Origin of the sequence: Sphingobacterium sp. 1.A.4 (assembly GCF_002734245.1) — a bacterium.
Classification (GTDB): Bacteria; Bacteroidota; Bacteroidia; order Sphingobacteriales; family Sphingobacteriaceae; genus Sphingobacterium; species Sphingobacterium tenebrionis.
In genome coordinates, this window is record NZ_PEAZ01000056.1 from 1 (window position 1) to 24,625 (window position 24,625).

General features: G+C 40.6%; 23 protein-coding genes, 1 other RNA gene and 1 riboswitch. Of the genes, 9 read left to right on the top strand and 15 right to left on the bottom strand.

Features of this window, described 5'->3' with window-relative positions; translation table 11 throughout:
* Window positions 1–207: DUF4372 domain-containing protein (locus CRJ00_RS09440; RefSeq protein WP_218962165.1), on the bottom strand; the 207-nt coding region annotated here is incomplete at its 3' end.
* Between the two features lie 174 nt (window positions 208–381).
* On the opposite strand from CRJ00_RS09440, the gene CRJ00_RS09445 reads away from it, so the two are divergent.
* Window positions 382–624 (top strand): hypothetical protein, encoded by a 243-nt coding sequence (locus CRJ00_RS09445; RefSeq protein ID WP_099366632.1) that lies wholly within the window; start codon window positions 382–384, stop codon window positions 622–624.
* Between the two features lie 176 nt (window positions 625–800).
* The gene (locus CRJ00_RS09450) at window positions 801–1,046 is read left to right on the top strand and encodes a hypothetical protein (RefSeq protein ID WP_099366633.1); all 246 of its coding nucleotides are present in this window, start codon (window positions 801–803) and stop codon (window positions 1,044–1,046) included.
* 194 nt (window positions 1,047–1,240) lie between these two features.
* Here CRJ00_RS09450 and CRJ00_RS09455 read toward each other — a convergent pair whose 3' ends face one another.
* The gene (locus tag CRJ00_RS09455; RefSeq protein WP_099366634.1) at window positions 1,241–2,632 is read right to left on the bottom strand and encodes an arginine decarboxylase; all 1,392 of its coding nucleotides are present in this window, start codon (window positions 2,630–2,632) and stop codon (window positions 1,241–1,243) included.
* A 109-nt stretch (window positions 2,633–2,741) separates the two neighbouring features.
* Between CRJ00_RS09455 and argS the strand changes: the two genes are divergently transcribed.
* The 3 genes from argS to CRJ00_RS09470 are packed head-to-tail and all read left to right on the top strand — an operon-like array spanning window position 2,742 to window position 6,797.
* Window positions 2,742–4,523: an arginine--tRNA ligase gene (argS, locus tag CRJ00_RS09460; RefSeq protein ID WP_099366635.1), complete on the top strand. Its 1,782-nt coding sequence runs from the start codon at window positions 2,742–2,744 to the stop codon at window positions 4,521–4,523.
* 2 nt (window positions 4,524–4,525) lie between these two features.
* Window positions 4,526–5,599: an oxidoreductase gene (locus CRJ00_RS09465; RefSeq protein ID WP_099366636.1), complete on the top strand. Its 1,074-nt coding sequence runs from the start codon at window positions 4,526–4,528 to the stop codon at window positions 5,597–5,599.
* A gap of 1 nt (window position 5,600) precedes the next feature.
* Window positions 5,601–6,797, top strand: coding sequence for an NAD(P)/FAD-dependent oxidoreductase (locus CRJ00_RS09470; RefSeq protein WP_099366637.1), 1,197 nt, complete (start codon window positions 5,601–5,603; stop codon window positions 6,795–6,797).
* A 124-nt stretch (window positions 6,798–6,921) separates the two neighbouring features.
* On the opposite strand, the gene CRJ00_RS09475 is transcribed toward CRJ00_RS09470, so the two are convergent.
* The 4 genes from CRJ00_RS09475 to CRJ00_RS09490 all read right to left on the bottom strand — a co-directional run bounded on the left by CRJ00_RS09475 (window position 6,922) and on the right by CRJ00_RS09490 (window position 9,982).
* Window positions 6,922–8,361, bottom strand: coding sequence for a glycosyltransferase family 39 protein (locus tag CRJ00_RS09475; RefSeq protein WP_099366638.1), 1,440 nt, complete (start codon window positions 8,359–8,361; stop codon window positions 6,922–6,924).
* Window positions 8,354–8,740: a GtrA family protein gene (locus tag CRJ00_RS09480; RefSeq protein WP_099366639.1), complete on the bottom strand. Its 387-nt coding sequence runs from the start codon at window positions 8,738–8,740 to the stop codon at window positions 8,354–8,356. The genes CRJ00_RS09475 and CRJ00_RS09480 overlap by 8 nt, the downstream gene beginning before the upstream one ends.
* A 2-nt stretch (window positions 8,741–8,742) precedes the next feature.
* Window positions 8,743–9,360: a phosphatase PAP2 family protein gene (locus CRJ00_RS09485; RefSeq protein WP_180268468.1), complete on the bottom strand. Its 618-nt coding sequence runs from the start codon at window positions 9,358–9,360 to the stop codon at window positions 8,743–8,745.
* A 229-nt stretch (window positions 9,361–9,589) separates the two neighbouring features.
* Window positions 9,590–9,982 (bottom strand): hypothetical protein, encoded by a 393-nt coding sequence (locus CRJ00_RS09490; protein WP_099366641.1) that lies wholly within the window; start codon window positions 9,980–9,982, stop codon window positions 9,590–9,592.
* Between the two features lie 198 nt (window positions 9,983–10,180).
* Here CRJ00_RS09490 and rnpB point away from each other — a divergent pair.
* Window positions 10,181–10,556, top strand: an RNA gene (gene rnpB, locus CRJ00_RS09495) — RNase P RNA component class A.
* Window positions 10,557–10,606: 50 nt separating this feature from the next.
* A complete protein-coding gene (locus CRJ00_RS09500) occupies window positions 10,607–11,992 on the top strand; it encodes a sigma-54-dependent transcriptional regulator (RefSeq protein ID WP_099366642.1) in 1,386 nt (461 codons plus the stop codon).
* A gap of 515 nt (window positions 11,993–12,507) precedes the next feature.
* Here CRJ00_RS09500 and CRJ00_RS09510 read toward each other — a convergent pair.
* The 8 genes from CRJ00_RS09510 to CRJ00_RS09545 all read right to left on the bottom strand — a co-directional run bounded on the left by CRJ00_RS09510 (window position 12,508) and on the right by CRJ00_RS09545 (window position 22,241).
* Window positions 12,508–13,689 (bottom strand): homoserine dehydrogenase, encoded by a 1,182-nt coding sequence (locus tag CRJ00_RS09510; RefSeq protein WP_099366644.1) that lies wholly within the window; start codon window positions 13,687–13,689, stop codon window positions 12,508–12,510.
* Window positions 13,682–14,746, bottom strand: a complete 1,065-nt coding sequence (locus CRJ00_RS09515; RefSeq protein ID WP_099366645.1) for a homoserine O-acetyltransferase family protein — start codon at window positions 14,744–14,746, stop codon at window positions 13,682–13,684. Before CRJ00_RS09515 ends, CRJ00_RS09510 begins: the two co-directional genes overlap by 8 nt.
* Window positions 14,747–14,784: 38 nt before the next feature.
* The gene (locus tag CRJ00_RS09520; RefSeq protein ID WP_099366646.1) at window positions 14,785–16,092 is read right to left on the bottom strand and encodes an O-acetylhomoserine aminocarboxypropyltransferase/cysteine synthase family protein; all 1,308 of its coding nucleotides are present in this window, start codon (window positions 16,090–16,092) and stop codon (window positions 14,785–14,787) included.
* 197 nt (window positions 16,093–16,289) lie between these two features.
* Window positions 16,290–16,402: riboswitch (SAM riboswitch) on the bottom strand.
* 111 nt (window positions 16,403–16,513) lie between these two features.
* Window positions 16,514–16,945 carry a hypothetical protein gene (locus tag CRJ00_RS09525; protein ID WP_209023114.1) on the bottom strand — a complete coding sequence of 144 codons (432 nt, stop codon included), beginning with the start codon at window positions 16,943–16,945 and terminating at the stop codon, window positions 16,514–16,516.
* A 349-nt stretch (window positions 16,946–17,294) separates the two neighbouring features.
* Window positions 17,295–18,173: a 4-hydroxy-tetrahydrodipicolinate synthase gene (dapA, locus tag CRJ00_RS09530; RefSeq protein ID WP_099366666.1), complete on the bottom strand. Its 879-nt coding sequence runs from the start codon at window positions 18,171–18,173 to the stop codon at window positions 17,295–17,297.
* Between the two features lie 24 nt (window positions 18,174–18,197).
* Complete coding sequence (ligA, locus tag CRJ00_RS09535) at window positions 18,198–20,219, bottom strand: NAD-dependent DNA ligase LigA (protein WP_099366647.1); 2,022 nt, start codon at window positions 20,217–20,219, stop codon at window positions 18,198–18,200.
* A 123-nt stretch (window positions 20,220–20,342) separates the two neighbouring features.
* Window positions 20,343–21,374: a glycosyltransferase family 2 protein gene (locus CRJ00_RS09540; RefSeq protein WP_099366648.1), complete on the bottom strand. Its 1,032-nt coding sequence runs from the start codon at window positions 21,372–21,374 to the stop codon at window positions 20,343–20,345.
* Window positions 21,375–22,241 (bottom strand): lysophospholipid acyltransferase family protein, encoded by an 867-nt coding sequence (locus CRJ00_RS09545; protein WP_099366649.1) that lies wholly within the window; start codon window positions 22,239–22,241, stop codon window positions 21,375–21,377.
* A gap of 70 nt (window positions 22,242–22,311) precedes the next feature.
* Here CRJ00_RS09545 and CRJ00_RS09550 point away from each other — a divergent pair, with 70 nt between their 5' ends.
* Window positions 22,312–22,926 carry a WbqC family protein gene (locus tag CRJ00_RS09550; RefSeq protein WP_257213731.1) on the top strand — a complete coding sequence of 205 codons (615 nt, stop codon included), beginning with the start codon at window positions 22,312–22,314 and terminating at the stop codon, window positions 22,924–22,926.
* Between the two features lie 55 nt (window positions 22,927–22,981).
* Window positions 22,982–23,641 (top strand): hypothetical protein, encoded by a 660-nt coding sequence (locus tag CRJ00_RS09555; protein WP_099366650.1) that lies wholly within the window; start codon window positions 22,982–22,984, stop codon window positions 23,639–23,641.
* 360 nt (window positions 23,642–24,001) lie between these two features.
* Here CRJ00_RS09555 and CRJ00_RS09560 read toward each other — a convergent pair whose 3' ends face one another.
* Window positions 24,002–24,592, bottom strand: a complete 591-nt coding sequence (locus tag CRJ00_RS09560; RefSeq protein WP_099366651.1) for a sugar O-acetyltransferase — start codon at window positions 24,590–24,592, stop codon at window positions 24,002–24,004.
* Window positions 24,593–24,625: the final 33 nt, after the last annotated feature.

Below are 24,625 nucleotides of genomic sequence, written 5' to 3' on the forward strand. Positions count from 1 at the left end.
CATGTTGCCAGTAGTGCTGCGGAGTCCATTAGAAATGTCCCGAACCGAATCCGCAGAGGATAAATGGCAGAATAGCATGCTCACAAAATGTGTCCAGCTGTTGATGCCCTTATGATGCTTGTCGGATTGGTATTGTTGAACCAATCTGCCAAAAATGTCTCGATCGATTAGACCCAAAATCTGGGAAAATACGTTTATATTTACCATGGCGATGGAGGTTTTTTTAGCGAAATAAATATAGCATTCCCTGCTATATAAATCCACCGCCATTTTTTCCATCGTTTAGGACGCTACTGAAAGAAAAAAATATTTTTTTTGATGAATGTTTTTCTAGCCTAATAATATTGTATAATTGTAAAATTTTATTCACTAAAAACCAATATGTTAACAAATTTTTCTAATAAAACCGACTCTTTACTAGAGGAGTTGGAAATCTTTGATATTAAATATCAAGACTATTTACGCAGAGATGGTAGGTGGCTCATCGGAGGATTCAAATCCATTGTTTCTATAAACCAAGATCCCAAAGATAATGACAAGCAGCTTATTCGAATAAAAATGGAAGTATTCAATATGCTTCCAGCAGCAATAAGAGAAGATTTAGCTCAACTGTTTCGTTTATAGTATATTAATGGATAAATAGGTCCTAGTTATTTGATTATTTAAATAAAGAATTGGTCAACTCGACCGGACTTAAACCTTTTTTTGCCATAATTACCAATACTATAATAATAAATTAACATCTTGATTATAACAATAATCGAACTTTGGCGTTAAATGTAATAGTGAAACAGAATAATATGGTTAATAGTTATACATCAAATTCGAACGAAATCCTAGGCGCGTTAAAAGCCTTAAATGCTAAATACAACGATTACTTAATAGGAGAGGGTAGATGGTTGAACGAAGGGTTTGAATCAATCGTAAGCATTGAAGAAAATCCAGCTGATTCACGTCAAGAGAACCTCATCCTAAAAAAGGAAATCTTTATGATGCTACCGGTGCATATCCGCGAGGATATTGCAACATTCATGGTTATCGATTAATGAAATCATAGATAATATTAAAGAATAGGGTTTTTGGGGTTTATTATATGCCATTACGAAAGCTTTGCTAAAGCAGTTTAAATTCCGATCAGTTCAAAGAACAATTGTTCATTTGAATAATTAACCTCGAATTCCCTTCATGAAAAAAGCCTTAACATATCGTTAAGGCTTTTTTTTATGGATGTTATTAAAGGTTATTGATAACCTAATAGTTTCATGACTTGTTTAGAATTCTGTTCTTCCCCAAACACTTCGTAGTTGAACGTTTCATCCCTGTTTCTACGGATCAACACGTGCTTTGGAGATGGCAACAGGCAATGATGAATACCACCATACCCACTTAATACCTCTTGGTAAGCTCCAGTATGGAAGAAACCAAGGTATTGCACCTTTCTGGTCTTCGGCATAAACACGGAGTTCATGTGGGCCTCTTGATTGTAGTAATCTTGGCCATCACAGGTGATACCACCTAAATTGACACGTTCATATTCCGAATCCCAATTGTTGATCGGCAATAAGATGTATTTTTGGTTCAATGCCCATACATCCGGAAGGTTGGTGATAAAAGAACCATCCAACATCAACCATTTTTCACGGTCATTCTGTTGCTTACGGCCCAATACCTTATACAATATCCCAGAAGCTTCTGCTACGGTGTATTTTCCAAATTCGGTAATGATATCCGGTTCCACTACTTCGTGATGTGCACAGATCTGTTTAATACGGTTCACGATCTCGTTTACCATGTATTCGTAATCAAAATCATGTACCAATGAATCTTTGAATGGCATTCCGCCACCAATATCCAATGTATCAAGGTCTGGATTGATCTTTTTGAACTTACAATAAAGGGTTACATATTTCTCCAACTCATTCCAATAGTACGGCGTATCAGAAATACCGGAATTGATAAAGAAATGAAGCAACTTTACTTTGAAGTAAGGGTTCTCTGCAATCTTGCTGTTGTAAAAATCAATGACGTCTTCCATACGGATACCTAATCTCGAGGTATAGAATTGAGAATCCGGTTGCTCTTCTGCGGCAATACGGATACCCAAATTACATGGCTCTGTCAATTCGATCTCATCATCGTACATGTTGAATTCCTCTTTATTATCCAATACCGGAATAATATTATGGAAACCATCATGCAACATATCCACGATATACTGCTTGTATTGGTAAGTTTTGAAGCCATTACAGATTACGGTAATATCCTTCGTCACCTTTCCCTGTCTTTCCAAGGCATCGATCATAGGCATATCAAATGCCGACGAGGTTTCTAAGTGAATATCGTTCTTTAACGCTTCCTCTACAATATGTTTGAAATGAGATGATTTCGTACAATAGCAGTACTTATAGGACCCACGGTAATTGTATTTCAACATGGCTGTTTGAAACAGAATCTTCGCTTGTTGGATCTTTTTACTAATAATAGGTAGATAAGTAAAACGTAGGGGCGTGCCATACGTTTCTATCATTTCCATCAAATTCAAATCGTGGAAGTACAATTCGTCTTCGATAATTTCGAATCCGTCTTGTGGAAAACCAACACTTAAGTCAAGAAATTCCTGATAGCTCTGCATTTTTTATTATTTTTGGCAAAGATATGCTTTCATAACGAATACATGAATAATCTGAGTGTTATTTTTTGAATTCATTATCAGAAGGTTAAGAATATTACGAAATATTTACATGGCAAAATCAATCCAAGAACTGCTTATTGAAAAGTCTGTAGAAGCAGTTAAATCACTTTATAGTTCAGATATCCCAGCTTCACAGCTTGCATTACAGGAAACCAGAAAGGAATTTGAAGGACAAATTACCTTGGTTGTATTTCCTATAACCCGATTCTCCAAAAAATCGCCGGAAGTAACAGGGCAGGAGATCGGTGCTTACCTTCAGGAGCAGATTCCGGAGATTGAATCCTACAACGTAATCAAAGGGTTTTTGAACCTGAGCTTCACTGACCAATACTGGATAGAGGTATTGAATGATGAAATTGCACATAAGGATTTTGCTGTATTTCCAGCCAATGGAAAACGTTTGATTGTGGAATATTCTTCACCAAACACCAATAAACCCCTACACTTAGGGCATGTGCGTAACAACCTCTTGGGCTATTCGGTAGCTGAAATCCTAAAAGCATATGGCTATGATGTGATCAAAGCAAATCTGGTTAACGATAGAGGGATCCATATCTGTAAATCCATGCTTGCTTGGCAGAAGTTTGGAGAAGGGGAAACCCCTGCTTCAACCGGAATGAAGGGCGATCATTTGGTCGGTAAATACTATGTAGTTTTCGATAAAGCGTATAAGCAGGAAATTGATGCCTTGAAAGCCGAAGGGCAGACCGAAGAGGAAGCCAAAAAGAATGCACCATTGATCAAGGAAGCGCAGGCCATGTTGTTGAAATGGGAAGCCGGTGATGAGGAAGTGATCAACCTTTGGAAAACCATGAACGCTTGGGTATATGAAGGTTTTGATCAGACTTACAAAACCTTAGGGGTTGATTTCGATAAATTCTATTACGAATCAGATACCTATTTATTAGGAAAAGATATTATTCAGGAAGGATTGGATTCGGGTGTTTTCTATAAAAAAAAAGACAATTCCGTTTGGATCGACCTGACCGCTGAAGGCCTTGATGAAAAACTTGTTTTGCGTGGAGATGGTACCTCTGTATACATCACCCAGGATTTGGGGACAGCCCAGCTGAAATACGATGAATTCAAGATGGATGATTCTATTTTTGTGGTGGGCAATGAGCAGGATTACCATTTCAAGGTATTGTTCCAGATCTTGAAAAAATTGGGTAAATCTTGGGCGGATGGACTTTTCCATCTTTCCTACGGCATGGTGGATCTTCCAACGGGTAAAATGAAATCCAGAGAAGGTACGGTTGTGGATGCAGACGACCTAATGCAGGAAATGTTTGCCACGGCAAAAACCAGAACCGAAGAACTCGGTAAGACCGAAGGATTCAATGAAGAGGAAAAGGAAGCCTTATACAATACCATCGGTATGGGGGCATTGAAATATTTCCTGTTGAAGGTTGACCCTAAAAAAAGGCTATTGTTTGATCCGAACGAAACCGTAGATTTCCAAGGACACACAGGTCCATTTATTCAATATACCCACGCTCGTATCAAATCTGTTTTGAGAAAAGGAGATTTTAAGGAAGGCACTGCCGTACAACCGGAAAAGATATCCAGTTACGAACGGGATCTGATCCAGGCATTGGCCGGATTTCCAGGAGTCATTGAAGCCTCAGCAAAGGAATTCAGCCCCGCTCAATTAGCGAATTATGCTTATGAGGTCGCTAAATTATACAACAAATTCTACCACGAAGAAAGTATTATCAAGGCGGAGGATGAAACCGTAAGAACCTTCCGTCTGCAATTGTCCGCTGCTGCGGCAAAAATCATTGCAAAGAGTATGAACTTATTAGGAATTCAGGTTCCTGAAAGAATGTAAGCATGGGGAAGATCAAAGTTGGACTGATCGGGTTTTCTATTGGTGGACATGTATTCCATGCGCCATTTATCTCAGAAAATCCTGATCTGGAATTATATAAGGTAACAGCTAGGAAATTTGAACAACAGGAAATGTTGGCTGAAAGATATCCGGATGCCATTGCCGTTCAGAAAGCAGAAGATATTTTCGAAGATCCAGCGGTAGATCTGGTCGTCATCGCCACTTCAAATGATGTGCATTTTTCGTTTGCGAAAGCTGCATTAGAAGCCGGAAAGCATGTGGTGGTAGAAAAGCCATTCACGAATTATGCATCCGAGGCCGATGAACTGATCGCATTGGCAAAAAGTAAGAACCTCTTGCTTTCTGTCCATCACAACGCGAGGTTCCATTCTGATTTTAAAACCGTTAAGAAACTTATTGAAGATGGAAGATTGGGGCGTTTAACAAACTATGAAGCAAGATTTGATCGGTTCCGCAATTTTTTAAGAGCCGGAGCCTGGCGCGAAGAAAACCTCCCTGGTTCGGGTATACACTATGACCTGGGTGCACACTTGATCGATCAAGCCCTACAGATCTTTGGACATCCGACGGCGATCTATGCTGATTTAAGGGTGCAACGAGACTGTGCTAAAGCCGTTGATGATTTTGAATTTATCCTGCATTATCCCCAAGTCAAAGTTTCCTTAAAAGGACAGATGCTAGCGAAAATCCCAACAGCAAGATTTGCCTTATACGGTACGAACGGTTCTTTTGTAAAATGGGGTGTAGATCCACAGGAAGAACTGTTGCGCGCAGGTAAGCGACCTGCAGATGTTGCGGATTGGGGAACAGAAAACCCGGAGATCTATGGAAAATTAGCCATCCTGGAAAACGGTACGGATATCGAAGAGATCATTCCGTCAGAGAAGGGTTCTGGAGAGGATTTCTATAAAAATATAGTGGCTACATTAAAAGGAGAAGAAGAGTTGTTCGTTAAACCAGAACAGGCTAGGGATGTGATCCGGATCTTGGAACTAGCTGAACTATCTTGGACAGAGCAACGCGTAGTTTCCCTTGCTGGAGAATTGATTTCTTAAGATGAAGAATTACGACGCCATTATCATAGGAGCTGGTGCCTGCGGATTGATGTGTGCCGCACAGGCAGGGCTGCTGGGTAAAAAAACCTTACTATTGGAAAGGAACGATAAGCCTGGAGCGAAAATCCTGATCTCTGGCGGTGGACGTTGTAATTTTACGAATCTATATACCCAACCTGAAAATTTTGTTTCGGAGAACCCGGCATTTCTGCATGCGGTTTTCTCCCAATGGACTGTTGAAGATACCCAAAATTTCTTTGAGAATTTCGGAGGCATTCAAGGGGAAGAAAAGACATTGGGACAACTTTTTCCCAAAAGTAATAAGGCAAAGGATATCGTAGCGGTTTTTAGCAAATTGATGTTTGAAACCAAGCAGGATATCTGGTTGAATACCGAAGTGAAGGATGTCGAAAAAACAGAAGGAGGTTTTGAAATAACCTTTGTGAAGGATGGGAAAACCCAAAAGATACACAGCCCCAAGGTCGTGATGGCCTCTGGAGGTCTACCGGTTGCTAAATTGGGAGCTTCCGATTTTGCATTACGCATAGCGAGAAAATTCGGATTGGGAATTGTACCTACAGCGCCAGCCTTAGTGCCTTTGACCATCACCGGAAAGGATGCCGACTGGTATGCCTCTTTGGCCGGAAATTCCATCTTTTCTAAAGTATATAATGAAAAGATCAGCTTTGAAGAAAATATCCTATTTACCCATTGGGGTCTGAGTGGACCGGCTATTCTACAGATTTCTTCCTATTGGAGACCTGGGGAAACCTTCAGCATCGATTTATTGCCGAAATTCAAAATGGATACCCTCATTAAGCAGGAAAGGGAGCAGGGAGGAAGAAGGACCATTGCACAGCTGATGAATGATTATTTCACCAAGAGAACCGTTGAAGCATTCGGAAAATTCTTACCCACTACGGTGAAGATAGCCTCCCTAGGTAAAAATGATGCAAAACTCATCGTAGATACCATTCATAAGTTCAAGGTCAAGCCTGCAGGCGATAAAGGCTACGATAAGGCGGAGGTCATGCGTGGAGGGGTGAGTACACAAGAACTGAACCCGAAAACCTTGTCTGCTAAAACGGTTCCAGGACTTTACTTTGGTGGCGAAGCCGTCGATATTACCGGTTGGTTGGGCGGTTATAATTTCCAATGGGCTTGGGCAGCAGGGTATGCTATCGCAAATGATCTTTAATAAGATCTGCGCCTAATACTCGTTTTGCTCCTTTAAGATGGTAGATGTACCATTTCCTTACCACAACTCCAGCTCTTTTCTGTTGGATTATCTTTCTTAGATTAATCGATTCAAAATCTTCCCCTTATATCTCATAGGGTTCTACATGATTGTTGGAAGGACTGATATAATAGGCGTCATCAGCAATCTGTATAGGGTTTGCCATGTTGTTCAGCCACGCGAATTTATGCAGGTCATGTAGTTTTCCTTCCCCAAGCAAAGGAATTTCCAAGGACCTAGCCACATAAAATAGGATATGTCCAGCAGGGAACCATTTATTGACCAAGATGGGGTCATTTTCCTGCATCCTCTTTTGTTCCAGATCTTCCGAGCGGATTTTTTCAAATTCCTTGGCAAATTGCTCCCAACCTATCATTTCGATGGAAACATCCTCCTTGCCAAGTTCATTACCGCTTTTAATACCGATTGGGTTGCCTGGATAAAAATGAATAATGCATACGGCTAGGATCATGAATCCCAGTGTAAAGAACAGCATCCAATTGAACACTTTACGCACTGTTCGAATCTTTTCCAAGCTCAATTCCTGGTCGATCCAAACGGCAGCTAAGATCATGATCGAAAAGAAGCCTGCACCGCTCCAATGGGGGAGCACTTGTTTAAAAAGAGAGATAAAGCTGGCTATGAATATAATCGGTAGGCCACAATAGAGTATCACCGCAATTTCTTTCCTACAATGCTGAGTATGGTATTTCCAGTTTTTGATTACTGCAAGGGCTAAATAGGCGTAAATAAGGCATAAAAGTGGATTATTGTATAATACTTGACCAAAAAAAGCCTGTAGGAAAAAGTGTATCTGTATTCCTGCATCCAATAAACTTACCCGTTCACCATGAAAGCGCCAAGTGATAAAATCATGTTGAATATTCCAAAGCACGATAGGGGAAATAATCAGACCACTGATGATCAAGGAAACATAAAAAGCCCAATTTTTCAATAAAGACCGTTGATGGAAGAATAGATACGCCAAGAAACCTAACCAGAGAAAAATGCCATGGACCTTACTCATACATGCTAAACCGATCCAAATGCCAAGAAAAAGAAGCGCCTCAGTCTGTTCTTTTTTGTCTTTTGGTTTTACGATCAGTACCATACAGTATAGTGCGGCCAACCAAAAGGTATTGCAGATCGAATCTGGAAGGATGAAAATCCCAGAAATAATGCTGGAATAGATCGATGCGGTAAATAAGATCGCTGCTATAAAAGCTGCGCGATCATTCGCGATCCTCCTGACAATGCAGGCAATGATCCAGGTATTAAGGGCAGCCAGGAATATAGCTCCCAATCGCATGGAGAAGGTGTTTACCCAGTGCAGGTTCAAGGTGAAGAATTTGATCAGGAACCCGATCATTGGTGGATGGTCGAAATGGTTCCAATCAGGCTGTAGGGCATAGGTATAATAATAGACCTCATCATTACCCAACTCCAACAGGTTAGCAAATAGGATCCGTACCAAAGTACTCAGTAAAATCAGCCAACGTAATTTGATGTGGAATGCCTTATCCATGTCCAAATGTGATTAAATGGTTGATGGAGAAGTTCCAGAGAAAAACAATTCCAATCGCAAATACCTTTGCCAAATAGAAATTGATTTTCCATTTGGTACTGCAGAGGTATATGATGAGTGTATTTATACCCAAGCCAATGATACTGAAAAGTGCGTATTGGAGGAACTGTTTGGCAATCTGTGGATTGTTGTTGGAAAAGGTCCAGATGCGGTTCAGGCAATAATTGCTGACCACTGCGCAATAAAAACCGCAGGCATTGGCAAAGAATTTATTCGTGTTTAATTTTTCTTTCAGCAGCCAGGTTATTCCAAAGTCGATCCCCATTCCCAATAACCCAACAAGGCCAAATTTTAACAGGCTAATGAATAGTTTCCACATGGTTATATCTTAAATGAAGGGGGAAAGAGTTGGCTTCGGCTTAGTTTTTTCTCGCCGAAATAGGAATACATCAGAAAATACAGACAAGAAAAGCCTGCTCCATGGATGGATCCAAACCACACATCATCCAAAAAATGCTGACCCAAGTAAACCCTTGAATACCCCGTCAGGCAAGCCAGAACCATAGCCATCATGGCCAGCCTTTTATCCTTGCTGAATAGCATTAAGGTAAAAGCTAAGGCAAAGGCTGAGGTGGTATGTCCAGATGGAAAGGCATTATGATGGGATAAGGGTAGCCAGGATAGGGAATGGAAGCTGGGGTCTTCTTTAAGAAAAAAAGCCGGACGATGCGCCTGAAAAGATCTTTTTAGTACCGAACAGATCAATCCGGAACCAATATAGCTGGCAGCAATGGCAATACCAATCTTTCTTGATCTTAGAAAAAAGAATAGTACCGCCACGAGCATCACGAAAATGCCATCACCGAATTGGGTGAGCAAACTGAAAAAATAATCCAGTATCTGGTGGTTCATGGAGTTGATCCATTGGAACGAACTGATACGTGGGGTTGAAAAGACAATTACACTAATGAGCACATACCAAACGAAAAAAATGCTCAAGCTGGTTTTGTTTAACCGATAGAGAAGCTTTATCCGATTCATCCAATGACAGTTAATATTGATCTATTCAGCAAAAGTAAAAATATATTGTTAGGAGAAAGTTAATGATTAATATGTTAATATTATTTATTTGTTAACAAAAAAACCATAGCTCGATTTGGAGCTATGGTTAACTAGGGTAAAAAGAGAGTTCTAAAAATTTATATATTCATATAGCGCATCTATCAACTTAAAACTTATGTTCTAATTTAACTTCCTTGCTGATATCCTTAACATCGATGTCTTTGGAAGTTTTTACTACTTTATTGTTTACTAGGATCTCCAAGGTAATTTTTGCTGGTTTATCGATCTTTGTCTTCAACGCTACCGTATAGCCTTTTCCTGGCATAGCACGTCTAGTAGCCACGGTTTTAGGAACATCCAGTGCAGCTGTGATCACTGAGTCTTTTCCTTTTGTACTGGTTACGGAAAGATTGGTCATTTTAATCTTTTCTTTCGATGCAGTCGTGATTTTGTAAGCGATACTTACTGGATTAGGCTCAGTTTTTTTCTTTTTGCATGAAGTGCTGAATGAAATAAGGGCAATCGCTGTAGCAATCTTTAAGTAAGAAATAGTTTTCATATATTATTTATTAAAATTAATTTGTGAATGAATAAAATAAACATGTTGCGCATAAATGTTTCTCCTATGACGAAACTAAAATTCATTTCGCTACAATAGAAAACAAAAAACTTTCAAATAATTATAAGTTATAACAACAACGATATAGTATTTCGTTTTGCCGATATTAAATTGTTTTTTTCGTAGTTTTGCAGCTTGAAGCAAACTCGTTCTATCGCTGGCCTTTATCGAATAAGGCGAGAGGAAAGTCCGGGCAACACAGAGCAACACGCTTCCTAACAGGAAGGATGCCTCCGGGTAGACAGCAAGTGCCACAGAAATGATACCGCCATGGCAACATGGTAAGGGTGAAAACGTGAGGTAAGAGCTCACGGATTTGTATGGTAACATACATCTCGGTAAACCTCGTGTGTTGAAAAACCAAATAGGTTGTGAGAATCGAAAGCTGCTCGTTTTCTTCCTTCGGGACCTCACAATGGGTAGGTTGATGGAGGTTATGCGCGAGCATAATCCTAGATAAATGATAGAAATCCCCTCGGGGATACAGAACCCGGCTTATAAAGTTTGCTTCTTTTTACTTTATTTGTTAAATTATCGCAGCCTAGAAAAATAGGAACATTTTATATGACTACAGTTTTAATCATCGATGATGAACGCCCTATCCGAAGTTCCCTTCGTGATATCCTAGAATATGAAGACTACAAAGTACTTGATGTCGATAATGGTGAAGATGGTCTGAAAATCCTTAAAAAGGAGAAGATCGATCTTGTACTATGCGATATCAAGATGAACAAGATGGATGGAATGGAAGTGTTGACCGCTGCCAAAGAATTCTCTGATATCCCGTTCATCATGATCTCTGGTCACGGTACGATCGAAACAGCGGTAGAAGCAGCCCGTAAAGGCGCTTTTGATTTCTTGGAAAAACCCTTGGATCTGAACCGTTTGTTGATCACTGTTCGTAACGCACTCGAAAAAGGATCCTTGGTAAAGGAAACCAAAGTCCTAAAACGGAAGTTTTCCAAAACCAAAGAAATCCTAGGGGATTCTTCTGGAATCAGTTTGATCAAGGAAACGATCGATAAAGTTGCTCCAACAGAAGCTCGTGTATTAATTACCGGTGCCAACGGTGCTGGTAAAGAATTGGTGGCGCGTTGGTTGCACGAAAAGTCGACCCGCTCCAGCTCTACTTTGGTAGAGGTGAACTGTGCGGCGATCCCTTCAGAACTGATCGAATCCGAATTGTTCGGGCATGAGAAAGGATCATTCACCTCGGCGGTAAAACAACGTATCGGAAAATTTGAGCAAGCCAATAACGGAACGCTTTTTTTGGACGAGATAGGGGACATGAGCCTTTCAGCGCAGGCGAAAGTACTTCGTGCGCTGCAGGAAAACAAAATAACCCGTGTTGGTGGCGAAAAGGAAATCGACGTGAATGTACGTGTCATTGCCGCAACCAATAAGGATCTGTTGAAAGAAATCGAAGATGGTAATTTCCGTATGGACTTGTACCACCGTTTAAGTGTGATCTTGATCCATGTGCCTTCATTGGCAGAACGTAAGGATGATATTCCTACGCTTGCAAACTCGTTCTGTGAGGAAATCTGCGCAGAATACAGCATGCCGGTGAAAACCTTTACACCAGATGCGATGCTGGCATTGCAATCCCTTCCTTGGACAGGTAACATCCGTGAGCTGCGCAATATGATCGAAAGGTTGATCATTCTTTGTGATAAGAAAATCACGGAAGATGATGTATTGACATTTGCGAACCCAGGAGGCCCGGTATCGGCAAAATCCATTACTGGAAATGATACAGCAACGGCCAAAGGTTTTGACCTGGAGCAATTCACTTCTTTCCAGGATTTCAAAGATTATTCGGAATGTGAATTCATCAAATATAAATTGGAGAAGAACAATTGGAATGTATCCAAAACAGCCGACGATCTGGATATACAGAGAAGTCATTTATACAGTAAGATTGAAAAATACGGTTTGAAAAGAGACTAATCGGGAGCTATTCAATATCGGTAAATAATACTAAGGAAGAGGCCTTATCAAATAATTGATAAGGCCTCTTTTTTTGTATGGTAAAAGGTTGTTTTCGCTCTGAAATCAAGTTTACAGCATACTTATAGCATGTTTTAGTATGCTTAGGTTACTAAAAGCATACTTTTACATTACTTTCACTATGCTTTCAGTCCGAAGCCAATAACCACAAAAAAAGCTGTACCCATTGGTTCGGATACAGCTTTTTTCCTTTTTTATTTTTAATCGTTATATCGCCTTTTTTGTCGACTATATAACACGTAAATAACAACGATCAATATTATCACGCCGATCACCACAAATGCTGTAGGTGATGCGTTATCTACAACTTCTCCTGTAGTTGTGTCTTCTTGGGCAAATAATGCCAAACTAACTACCTGGAGCAATCCCATCATACTCCATTTTCTCATGACTTCTTATTTTTTAAGTTTATACGACAATATACTAAAAAATATGCATCATGAAAGAAAATAGGCTTATAAAATTTCAGCTAGGAAATTCCCGTCCTGATGGATCAATGATCGTTTGTCAATAATCTCCTGAATGTTGATCGTGCCGATCACATACTTATGTTCATCACTATAGAATCGTTCAGATATGTTGATAAAGCTGATGTTTTCCAATACATCTTCATCCTCATAACGGAAATATACCTTAATGTCGTAATTCGTGGTATAACTTACCTCTTGCGATTCTAAATGTTTTTTGTATTCGTATTTGTAGCCGTACCGAAGCGCTGCGATATCTGAAAGCACTGCAGAACCGGTTGGGTGGCCACCAGCGCCTTTTCCGTAGAAAAATTGCTCATCGGCAAAAGCCGCTTTTACCAACACCCCATTGTTCTCATTTTCCACATTGTACAACATGCTGTTGTTCGAAATGAATTTTGGCAATACGTATAGTACGACTTCGTTATTGGATACTTCTTTAGCCAATGGGATCAATTTGATCTTATAGTTTTTCTCACGGGCATATTTGATATCGGCATTTCCCAATTTATCGATTCCTAAATTAAGGATCAATTCCGGATCGATGTAAACACCATAGGCATGGGAAGCTACAATCGCCAATTTGTATTTTGGATCAAATCCACCAACATCCAAGGTCGGGTCGGTTTCCGCAAAACCTAATTCCTGCGCCTTTTTCAGGGCTGCATCATAGCTTTGGTTCTCGTTGAAGATCTTGGAAAGGATATAGTTGGATGAACCATTGAAAATACCGCTTACCGAATGCAGCAATTCGTTGTCGTAATATTCTTCCAGGTTTCTGATGATCGGGATACTTCCGCAGACCGCTCCTTCATAAAGTAAGGATGTACCATGCTGTTGTTGGATTTCAGTCAATTCCTCCAGATGGGTAGCAATCATTTTCTTGTTTGCCGATACCACATTTTTGCCTGAAGATAATGCACGTTTGGTGATTTCAAATGCTGCTTCGGCATCATCGATCAATTCCACGACGGTATTGATCTCTGGATCGTCAAGAATCGCATTTGGATCTGTACTGAACAATTCGGCAGGTAGAGTTCTTTTTTTATCTGCGTTTTTGATCACGAATTTCTTGATCTCCAGGTTTAAGTTTTTTGTTTTGATGATATCGTATAACCCTTGTCCCACCACTCCAAATCCGAACATACCGATGGTCAGTTTCTTACTCATTTTCTTGTATTAAATTTAATTGTTCTGCTTTACTATTATATTTTGCTAGGAAATTTCCAATGACTTGTGTTAATGTTTTGGTCTCAATAAGGAAACCGTCATGCCCGAAAAAGGAATGTAGTTCATAATATTCTGCATTCGGGATATTTTTGGCGATGAATTCCTGCTCCTGTGGAGGGAATAATACATCAGAAGGTATGCCGATCACCAAGGTGTTGATACCTTGGATCCCGTGTAAGACCTCTTCTACGGCTCCACGGCTTCTACCAAGATGATGGCTGTCCATGGCCTTGGTCAGATACCAATAGCTCAGGGCATTGAACCGTTTCACTAGTTTATCGCCTTGATAGGATTGGTAGGAAGAAGCCTTGTATTGATCGGTTTTATCATGGTCTGACTCCACCTGGGTCACCCCATAAGCATTATAGGTTCTGTAGGATATCAGCGCCATACTTCGGGCTGCCTTTAGGCCATTCAGTCCGGCATCAGGCCTTTTCTCATAGAAACTTGGGTCGGCGGTCAATGCCAATCGCTGGCTTTCATTGAACGCGATTCCCCAAGGGGAGAAAAAGGCATTGGTACCTATGGCGATCAGGTTATGGATCTTGATGGTTTTGGAAGCTGCCCATTCGAGCACCTGCTGCCCACCAAGGGAGCCTCCGATCAAGGTGTTGATTTCGGTAATACCAAGATGTGCTGCCAGCAGATCATGACCATGGATGATATCCCGGATCGTGAACTGCGGGAAATCCAGGTAATAGGGCTCCGAAGTTTCAGGGTTGATGGATAGGGGATTGGTAGATCCATAATGAGATCCCAACACATTCGCGCAAACAATGAAATATTCTTTGTCATTGAATAGTTCCTCTTCACCGAATAATCCTGGCCACCAATCAAAAACATCAGAATTGGCCGTCAATGCGTGGCAAACCCAAATAACATTGGATTTGTCGGCATTCAACTCACCATAAGTATGATAAGCAATCTGAATATTTGGCAGTTTCTTCCCACTTTCCAGTGGGAATTCCTGTCCATATTCGAATATTTTAAGACTCATGTGCTCTAATTTATGCTTACGCTAAGACCTATTAGGATCTATTTAATCTTCTGAAATGCTTGTTCCAAGTCTGCTTTGATGTCATCAATATGCTCAATACCTACCGACAAACGCAATTGACCTGGTTGTACACCTGCTTTTACCTGATCTTCAGCACTCAATTGTTGGTGAGTGGTAGCCGCAGGATGGATGATCAATGATTTAGCATCCCCAACGTTTGCCAAATGGCTGATCAGCTCTAGGGAATCAATAAATTCATTGGCTTTCTCTACGCCGCCTTTAACGGTGAAGGATAATACGGCACCATAACCATTCTTCAGGTATTTCTGAGCATTTTGATGGTATGGGTGGCTTTTCAATCCCGGATAGCTTACTTTTTCCACCTGTGGATGTGCATCCAACCATTGGGCGATCTCTAAGGCATTGTCCACATGGCGTTGTACACGTAGGGAAAGGGTTTCTAATCCTTGCACCAATAACCAGGAATTGAAAGGAGATAGGGCAGGGCCAAAATCACGAAGGCCTTCTACACGAGCACGGATCGCAAATTGGATGTTTCCGAAAGGACCGTTTTCACCGAATACCTCCGAGAACACCAAGCCATGGTAGCCTTCGGAAGGTTCAGAAAATTGCTTGAATTTTCCATTTCCCCAGTTGTAGTTACCACCATCCACGATCACACCGCCGATGCTAGTTCCATGTCCACCGATCCATTTCGTAGCGGATTCTACTACAATATTAGCACCATGCTCCAAAGGTTTGAACAGATAACCGCCTGCACCAAAGGTATTATCGACGATCAACGGAAGGTCATGTTTTTTGGCAACAGCCACAATTTTTTCAAAATCGGGAATGTTATAGCTTGGGTTACCTATGGTCTCTACATAGATCGCTTTGGTTTTATCGTCGATCAAAGATTCGATCTTATCGGCATCGGTATCCTCCGCAAATCTCGCTTCGATACCTAATCTTTTGAAAGAAACCTTGAATTGGTTGTAAGTACCTCCATATAGGTTAGCACCCGACACAAAATTATCTCCTGATTCCAGGATGTTGGTTAATGCGATGAATTGGGCTGCCTGTCCAGAAGCCACCGCTAATGCAGCAACACCTCCTTCCAACGCTGCGACTCTTTTTTCGAATGCATCGGTGGTTGGGTTCATGATACGGGTATAGATATTTCCGAACTGCTTTAAGGCAAAAAGATTGGCTCCATGTTCTGCATTTTCAAATACGTATGATGAAGTCTGGTATATAGGTAAAGCTCTTGAACCGGTAGTAGGATCTACTTCTTGGCCGGCATGAACCTGTAAGGTTTCAAATTTAAAGTTTTTATTTTCTGACATGATTTTTTGGTTTTAAATTAAAATTAATGGGTTTTTCAGGCATAAGGCTGTCCTTACGGTAGTCGTCTAAAATGGTCATGTTTTTCCCTTTTGCCTTTGAGAAAGGGAATGTATAAACATACCGACGACTAACGCATTCGCGTTATACAGCAAGCTTGAAATGTAGATTTTGATGATGTAATTGTCATAGTCTATTTCATTTATATGCTCCTAAGCATTATTGCTTCGGACAGGAATTGGCACCTTTTCAATCACGTTGAAGGTTGCCAGTGGGTCATAGAGCCAGTCTCTCGCCACTTCTTTATAAATCAAGACCATTCAGAGAAGGGTATTGATTAGGGTACTACTATTGAAGTACGTCGCAAATATAGGGTGTGAAATCAATATTTGCAACGTTTTACCTAAAAAAAATTGAAGAAACCTAAAATCCTCTAGGTTTTGCTTCGCGGATTTCGACTACTTTATCGACGATATAGCGGGTGTTTCCACGCCATGGAATAACGCCGTGGTACTCTTTATAGTGTAGGTCGAAGGATTTTCCAGAATTGCTTTCCAGGATTTGGTAAATGGAATCATTGGCAATGGAGAATTCAAATTCATTGCTGGAAAGACCGGCGCCTGTTGATTGGGTCCTGATTCCTTCCTGGATGAGTTTTCCTTCGTAGGTTTTGAAGATATTGCCTTTTTTGACCGCGTAGTTTAATTCGCCGGATTTGACACCTTCGCCGAATACAAAGAAATATTTAAAGAAGATGGCAATGGCAATTCCTGCGAATAATACCAAAAAGAACCATCCTAGGATTTTCTTGAACATGGATTTTTCTTGTTTAGGGGGTTGGTTTGAAGTTTCCATAACGATGTTTTTTTCTTATAGGGTTGTATGTGTGTCTTAAAGTGTTGTATGTTGATAGCACAAAAAGAATACCTAAAAATAAGAAACTTGGTTGAATTTTCGTCATTGCGAGGAGCTTTACGTCATTGCGAGGAGGCACGACGAAGCAATCTTTGGACTTTGACATCCTGAGCAGCCTTTGTCATCCTGAGCGTAGTCGAAGGATCTGTACGGGTACCACATGTAGATGCTTCGACTTCGCTCAGCATGACATGGCTGAAGATTGCTTCGTTCCTCGCAATGACGGGTAGGCGTAATTACGTGTTCCTCGCAATGACGCGAGGCGCAATGACGTGTAGCCTAAATCCCCTTACCCCAATACCGCCATCTCTTCATCAATCAACTTCCTTGTCCCATCAGTAACAGGAACCAAAGGCAACCTCACATTATCCTTTCCAAATCCTTTCCTCTCCAAAATATACTTCACCCCACAAGGATTTCCTTCTACAAAACAAAGATCTGTAATCCTCAATAACTCCTGATGAATCGCTCTTGCTTCTTCAAAATTACCTTCCGCACATAAATGCGCCAAGGTTGAAACCTTATTCGGATACGCATTACCCACCACAGAAATAATCCCTGCAGCTCCCAACGCCATCATCGGAAGTGTCACTGGATCATCCCCAGAAATCAATAAAAATCCTTCTGGCTTATCCCTCAAAATCTCACTGAACTGCGCAAAATTCCCGGAAGCTTCTTTCGTCGCTACAATATTCGAAAAATCCTTTGCCAAGCGTACTGTTGTCGCCGGACTCATATTACTACCCGTCCTTCCCGGTACATTATATAAAATAATTGGCAATTTTGCTGCTTCTGCAACCGCTTTATAATGCTGATAAATCCCTTCTTGCGTAGGCTTGTTATAATAAGGCGATACGGAAAGAATTGCCATATAATCCAAGCTTTCAAAGTTCTTCACCTGTTCCACGATTTCGTGGGTATTGTTTCCACCAATACCTGCCACCAACGGAATACGTTTATTCACATGCTTCGAAGTAAATGCCCAGACCTGCTTTCGTTCCTCTTGATTTAAGGTTGCTGTTTCTCCGGTAGTACCAAGAGAAACCAAATAATCAATTCCACCTTCGATCTGGTAATCGATAAGTCTTGCTAACGTCTCGTAATCGACGGTCCCATCTGCATTAAAGGGTGTTACCAATGCAACACCTGCTCCTTGAAGCTCATTCATCATTATTGTATTTGTATGCTTTATTTACTGTTCATTAATCATGGCCAACAATTCCGTTTCAGAAATGATTGGCACTTGTAGTTTTTCGGCTTTGGCTAATTTGGATGGTCCCATCTTATCGCCAGCCACTAAATAGTTCAATTTGGCGGATATACCACTCAGCATTTTGCCACCATGGGATTCAATCAATGCCGTCAATTCCTCACGGGAGAAATCTGCAAAAACCCCCGAGATCAGGAAGGTTTTCCCCGCCAGGCCATTACCTGCCAGCACCACTTCTTTTTCCTCGATCTGAAATTGCAGGCCCAAGGATCTCAATTTTTCGATCTCTTCCCAATGTTCCGGCTCGTTCAGGTAATCGTGTATACTTTCTGCGATCCGGATACCAATATCAGGAACCGCTAATATTTCTTCGGCCGAGGCCGCCTTCATGGCATCGATATTCTTGAAATATTGCGCCAATTTACGCGCTACAGTTTCACCAACGTGACGAATACCTAGTGCAAATAATAATTTTTCAAAGGGTTTTTGTTTCGATTGCTCGATACCGGCAAGCATATTATCGATGGATTTCTGTCCGAAACGCTCAATCCCCACCAGGTCTTCTGCACGATCCTTCAATTCATAGATGTCAGAGATTTTCCGGATCAGGTCCAAGCGATAGAAGGTTTCGATGGTTTCATCACCCAAACCTTGGATATCCATCATTTTGCGGCCAATAAAATGCTGCAGCTTTCCTACGATCTGAGTCCTACAGCCCGCATCGTTCGGGCAATAATGCACCGCTTCGCCCTCTTCGCGGATCAAATCAGTTCCACATTCTGGACATTGCGTAGGATAAACAATGGCAACCGCTCCTGCAGGTCGTTTTTCCGTGTTGGCGGAAATGATCTTCGGGATGATTTCACCACCCTTTTCCACAAATACCGTATCACCTTCGTGAAGGTCCAATCTGGCTATCTCATTGGCGTTGTGTAAAGACGCCCTTTTTACGGTCGTTCCTGCCAATAGAACAGGTTGCAGATTCGCTACGGGGGTAACCGCTCCGGTTCTTCCAACCTGATAACTGATGCTTTTCAGGATGGTTTCTACTCGTTCGGCTTTATATTTATAGGATATGGCCCATCTTGGCGACTTGGATGTAAAACCAAGTTCTTCCTGTTGGGCATAATCATTCACTTTAATAACAATCCCATCGATTTCGTAGGATAGTTTATGCCGGGCTTCATCCCAGTAATGGATGAAATCCAACACTTCGTTGATGTTCTGGCAAAGTTTGGTGTGCTCACATACTGGAAAACCCCAAGATTTAACGGCTTCTAAGCTTTCCCAATGATTGGCAAACAGACGGTTTCTGTTATCGGCATAGAGAAAGTATAGGAAACAATCCAATGGTCTTTTAGCTACCTCTGCAGAATCCTGTAATTTGATCGTACCGGATGCAAAATTCCTTGGATTGGCATAAGTCTGTTCAGCATTATCCTCGCGTTCTTTATTCAATCGTAGGAAGGCTGATTTGTGCATGAAAATCTCCCCTCTGATTTCAAAGTTATCCGGATAATTTCCTTTTTTGAGTTGATGAGGAATGCTTCTGATGGTTTTTACATTGGAGGTTACTTCATCACCTTGTGTACCATCTCCGCGGGTAACCGCTCTGGTCAGTCGGCCATCCTCGTAAGTAATGGAAATGGAAAGACCATCAAATTTCAGTTCCACGACGTACTGCACTTCATCACCTACGACCTTCCGAACTCGGGTGTCAAAATCTTTGAGTTCCTGTTCGTTGTAGGTGTTGCCCAATGACATCATTGGCCAACGATGTTTCACGGTGTTGAAACGTTGGGTTATATCTCCGCCCACTTTTTGGGTAGGGGAGTTGGGGTCTTTAAACTCGGGATATTGGGCCTCGAGGGCTTCCAGTTCCTTTAGTTTATGGTCAAAATCGAAATCGGAGATTGCGGATTGCGCTAATACATAATACTGGTAGTTGTATTCGTTTAATTCTTTAGTTAACGCTTCTATTTTCGCTTGAATATCTACTGCCATAGACCACGAAAATACGAAATATTATAGCCCTAAAATAATTTTAGGGAACTAAATATGTAAACAGGCAAAGTCTTGCAAATGGTTTAAGAAAACCGCAAAAGCATTTGTTCAGCAAGAGCTGGGTTAATGAAAATTTTTATCGTGCAGATCAGAGAATTTATGGATTTTATTCACGTAATAATCCCATATGATGGAATTCTTATATTGTCCTTTATTGTTGTATTTCGCCGGATATTTCTTTCTTTTTTTTGCGTTCCTAAAAACATTTAGGAAGAAATACTGATGTGCACGGGAAACTGCCCAAGCATCTTTCCGCTTTCCATCGACCAAAAACTTGATCAATGCGAATAAATCCCACCATAATCTTAATGCCAATCGCCAAAAAGCCTGGAATACCGGCAGGTTTTTTTGCATCATGACCATGTTGTTGCGGAAGTTGAGGTAGGTTTTCTGCGGATTGCTCGTGTTCAATGTACCACCTCCGACATGATAGACCAAGGATTTAGGGCAAAACCCAATCTTGTAACCCATTCTTTTCAGGCGCCAGCATAGATCGATCTCTTCAAAATGGGCAAAAAAATCAGCATCGAATCCTTCCGCTTCTTTCCAAGCCTTTGCTTTAATAAATAAGGCAGCTCCAGTAGCCCAGAAAACCTCGGTTGCTTGGTCGTATTGGCCATTATCCTTTTCCATTTTATCTAGGATGCGACCGCGACAGAAAGGGAATCCAAAATAGTCAATATAGCCTCCTGCAGCACCGGCATGTTCAAAGTTTCCTTTGTTATGGTAGGCTTGGATCTTAGGTTGGCAGGCCGCCAAAAGGGGATCTGCTTCCATCTGACGGATAACGGGCTCGATCCAATTCTCGGTTACTTCTACATCTGAATTTAGTAGTACATAATAGTCTGCATCGACCTGTTTTAATATCTCATTATAACCACCAGCAAATCCCAGGTTTTCCTGGTTGACCAGGATTTTGAAATGCGGGTAATTTTCCCTGACATAGGCTAGGGAATCATCGGTAGAGGCATTGTCGCCGATAATGAATTCTATATTTGGGTAAGTGCTGTTGAATACGGAAGGAAGAAATTTTTCCAAGAAAAATTTACCATTCCAATTCAGAATTACAACGGCTACTTTTGGGTATGCTATCATTTAACTTCTTCTTTTACGCTTCCATCGGCGGTGTGACCATAACCAATAGGCCGGTTCTTCACGAATAACCTGTTCGGTAAATCGGTTTTGAATATGCGTGATCTCATGTTCTGGATACGCTGATGGCTGTTTTACTAAGGTAGTGAATTTACAAGAATAATATCCTCTTTTCTCCTTCCGACGGATTTCACAATATACCACCGGATTGTTGGTCAGACGGGCAATGCGCTCAGTTCCAGTGAAAACCAAGGTGTCCTGGTTCAAGAATTCCATAAAATAATCCGAATCTTGATAGGTTGGCGTCTGATCTGAAACAAACATGCTTACATGAGGCACATTTTTTAGTTTGATGATATGCCGTAATATTTGTTTCATAGGTACCATGGTTGCTCCAAAGCGGGTTCTGATCCGGTTGTGAACGGTATTGAAAACCTTGTTGTTCAATGGTTTATAAATGATCAGTTCCGGTGTGTTCATCATGATGGATAAACTATGGATCGCCAATTCCCAGTTGCCATAATGGGCCGTCACGCCGATTACTGATCTCCCTTTATGGATATATTGATAAACCTCTTCTGGATTTAGTAGCTCGATTCTTTTTTTAACTTCTGCTTCTGAAATACTTGCCATCTTTACCGATTCCACCAAAAGATCAGGGAAATATCTGTAAAAATCCCTTGCAATTTTATTTATTTCTTCTGTAGATTTCTCTGGAAATGAATTCCGCAGATTTTCATATACCACCTTTTTCCTATAGCCGAAAACATAGTAAATAAGGAAAAAAAGGATGTCGGAGATGAAATATAGGCACCAAAAAGGAAGAAGCGAAATAGTATATATTAATCCATAAACAAGCTTTTCCTTCATTCTTATTGTATTCTTAGGTACAAATATCCCTAAATAAAGTTATTTTTGCGAACATTTAAGGGTTTATTTCATGATGATGCAGGATATTCTACTTCCGGTTTTATATTTACCAAATGCCAGTTACTTCAAAACCATCAAGGACGCTGAAGGTGATCTGTTGTTGGAACGCTTTGAAAATTATCCAAAGCAGACCTTCAGAACACGTACGCAGATCTCGACGGCAAATGGTGTTTTGGAATTGTTTGTGCCTATACAGCACGGAAGAAAGGAACGCGTTGCGATGAAAGATGTTCGCATCAACTACGATCATCCATGGCAAAGACTGCATTGGCTGTCCCTTCAGACGGCTTACCGCAGTTCAGCATACTTTGAATATTATGAGGATGATCTACTGCCATTCTACGAAAAGAAATATGAGTTCTTGATGGATTTCCATGTCGATCAACTCACCTTATTGCTGAAATTATTGAAATTGAAAAAAGAAATCAAGTTCACGGATTCCTATCAAGAGCTGGAGTCTGCAGAACATGATTTCCGCAAGATCATTCATCCCAAAAAGCCTTCTTTAATAACGGATCAGAAGCCTTATTATCAGCTCTTTGAAGATAAGAATGGTTTTATCCCCAATCTGAGTGTTATCGACCTGCTGTTCAGCCAAGGTCCTCAAGCAAAGAATTATTTATAATATGGCCTTCAAACATTTTAATTAGGTTTATGTTTTATTGATAAACATCTAGTTAATGAAGGTTATTTTCATGAGTATCTTAAGCCTAGTAATAGGCTATTCTGCTATGGCACAAACTGGAGCAGATACTTTGCATTTCAAGAAGGTTTATTATTTCGGGGGAACAGGTCTTTCCATTCCCTTGGGAAAAACCAAAAATGTATTGAGCACGAAGTTCTTTACAGGCAGTATGGGTTTGGATATTTCCTTGAAAAATCCAAAATATTACCTGTTGCCAACGCTTTATATGATGAGTTTTGGTTATGACCAATTGGAAAAGGATCCCGATTATAATAGGCTTCTCAGTAATTCTCGCGCAACGATGTACACCTTGAGTTTGGCGGGAGGAACGCGCAGGCAATGGGACAGGTTGAATACTTATGCTTATGCTGGGCCAGGTGTTGCCCTTAATTCTGAACCTCGAGCAAATGACATGGGGAATAACCAAAATGTGGATATCGAATATAAATACAGCATATCGCCTGCTTTTAAAGTAGGGGTTGGGGCTGATTATAAATTCAAAGGCTTTTTTCTTGGTTTTGAAATCGGGTACATGCGAAATTTCAGAGAAATGGAGGGAAATCCAGTGCACGTGATGACGATGATGGTGGGGTTAAAATCTGATATCACTAAAATCAGTGATAAAGTGGTGGAGGTAATATCAGGGAATCCTTAATTATTATCGAAAAATTATAAAATTAAATTGTTGATTATTAATAAGTTAATTGAGATACTGTAATCTTTTTTAATTTTTTTAATAATCCATACAATAATCAAGATATATGGCCGTTTTAATTGCAACTAGATAAATAGAAATATTTAGGTTAATAATTGGTTTGGTAAATACCTGGAGTTCTCCGCTTCAGGTATTTTTTTTTGATATTTTTTTTAGATGGATATACTAAAATGAATTAGCAGGCGTTTAAATAGTAAATTCATAATTTCATAATTTAGGTTAATAATTGGTTTGGTAAAACACCTGGGATTCCCCATCTCAGGTGTTTTTGTTTTATATAAACAAATTGTTCCGCAGCTATTACATGAATTGATCTTTAGAAAGGATATCTTCAGAAGTAATTTCCCGTATTACACGGCAGGGATTGCCAACCGCGACCACGTTGGCAGGTATATCGCGAGTAACGATAGATCCGGAGCCGATCACCGAATTTTCTCCGATACTAACTCCAGGATTGATCACGGTATGTCCACCTATCCAGACATTATCCCCAATGCTGATGGGTTTGGAATATTCCCAACCCTCTGCTCTTGCAATGGGATCAATAGGATGTGAAGCCGTAAATAAACTGACATTTGGGCCTATCAATACGTTTTTTCCAAAGGATACTTTTGCCCCATCCAATATGGTGAGGTTGAAATTTGCGTAAAAATTTTCTCCTAATTCAATATGATAACCATAGTCACAGCGGAAGGGAGGCTCGATGAAAAACTTGCCTTCTGTCTTTCCAAGAATACTTTTTAGGAGTGAATTCCTTGCCTTTACCCGGATGGGTTCCATTTGGTTGTATTGTTGAAGGATCACTTTACAATGTTGTCTTTCCTTGAAAAGAGCGCCATCCTCGTCTCGGAATAGTTTACCGGCAATCATTTTTTCTTTGGCAGTTTCCATACATTCCTATTAGTTACAGGCTAATAATAAATA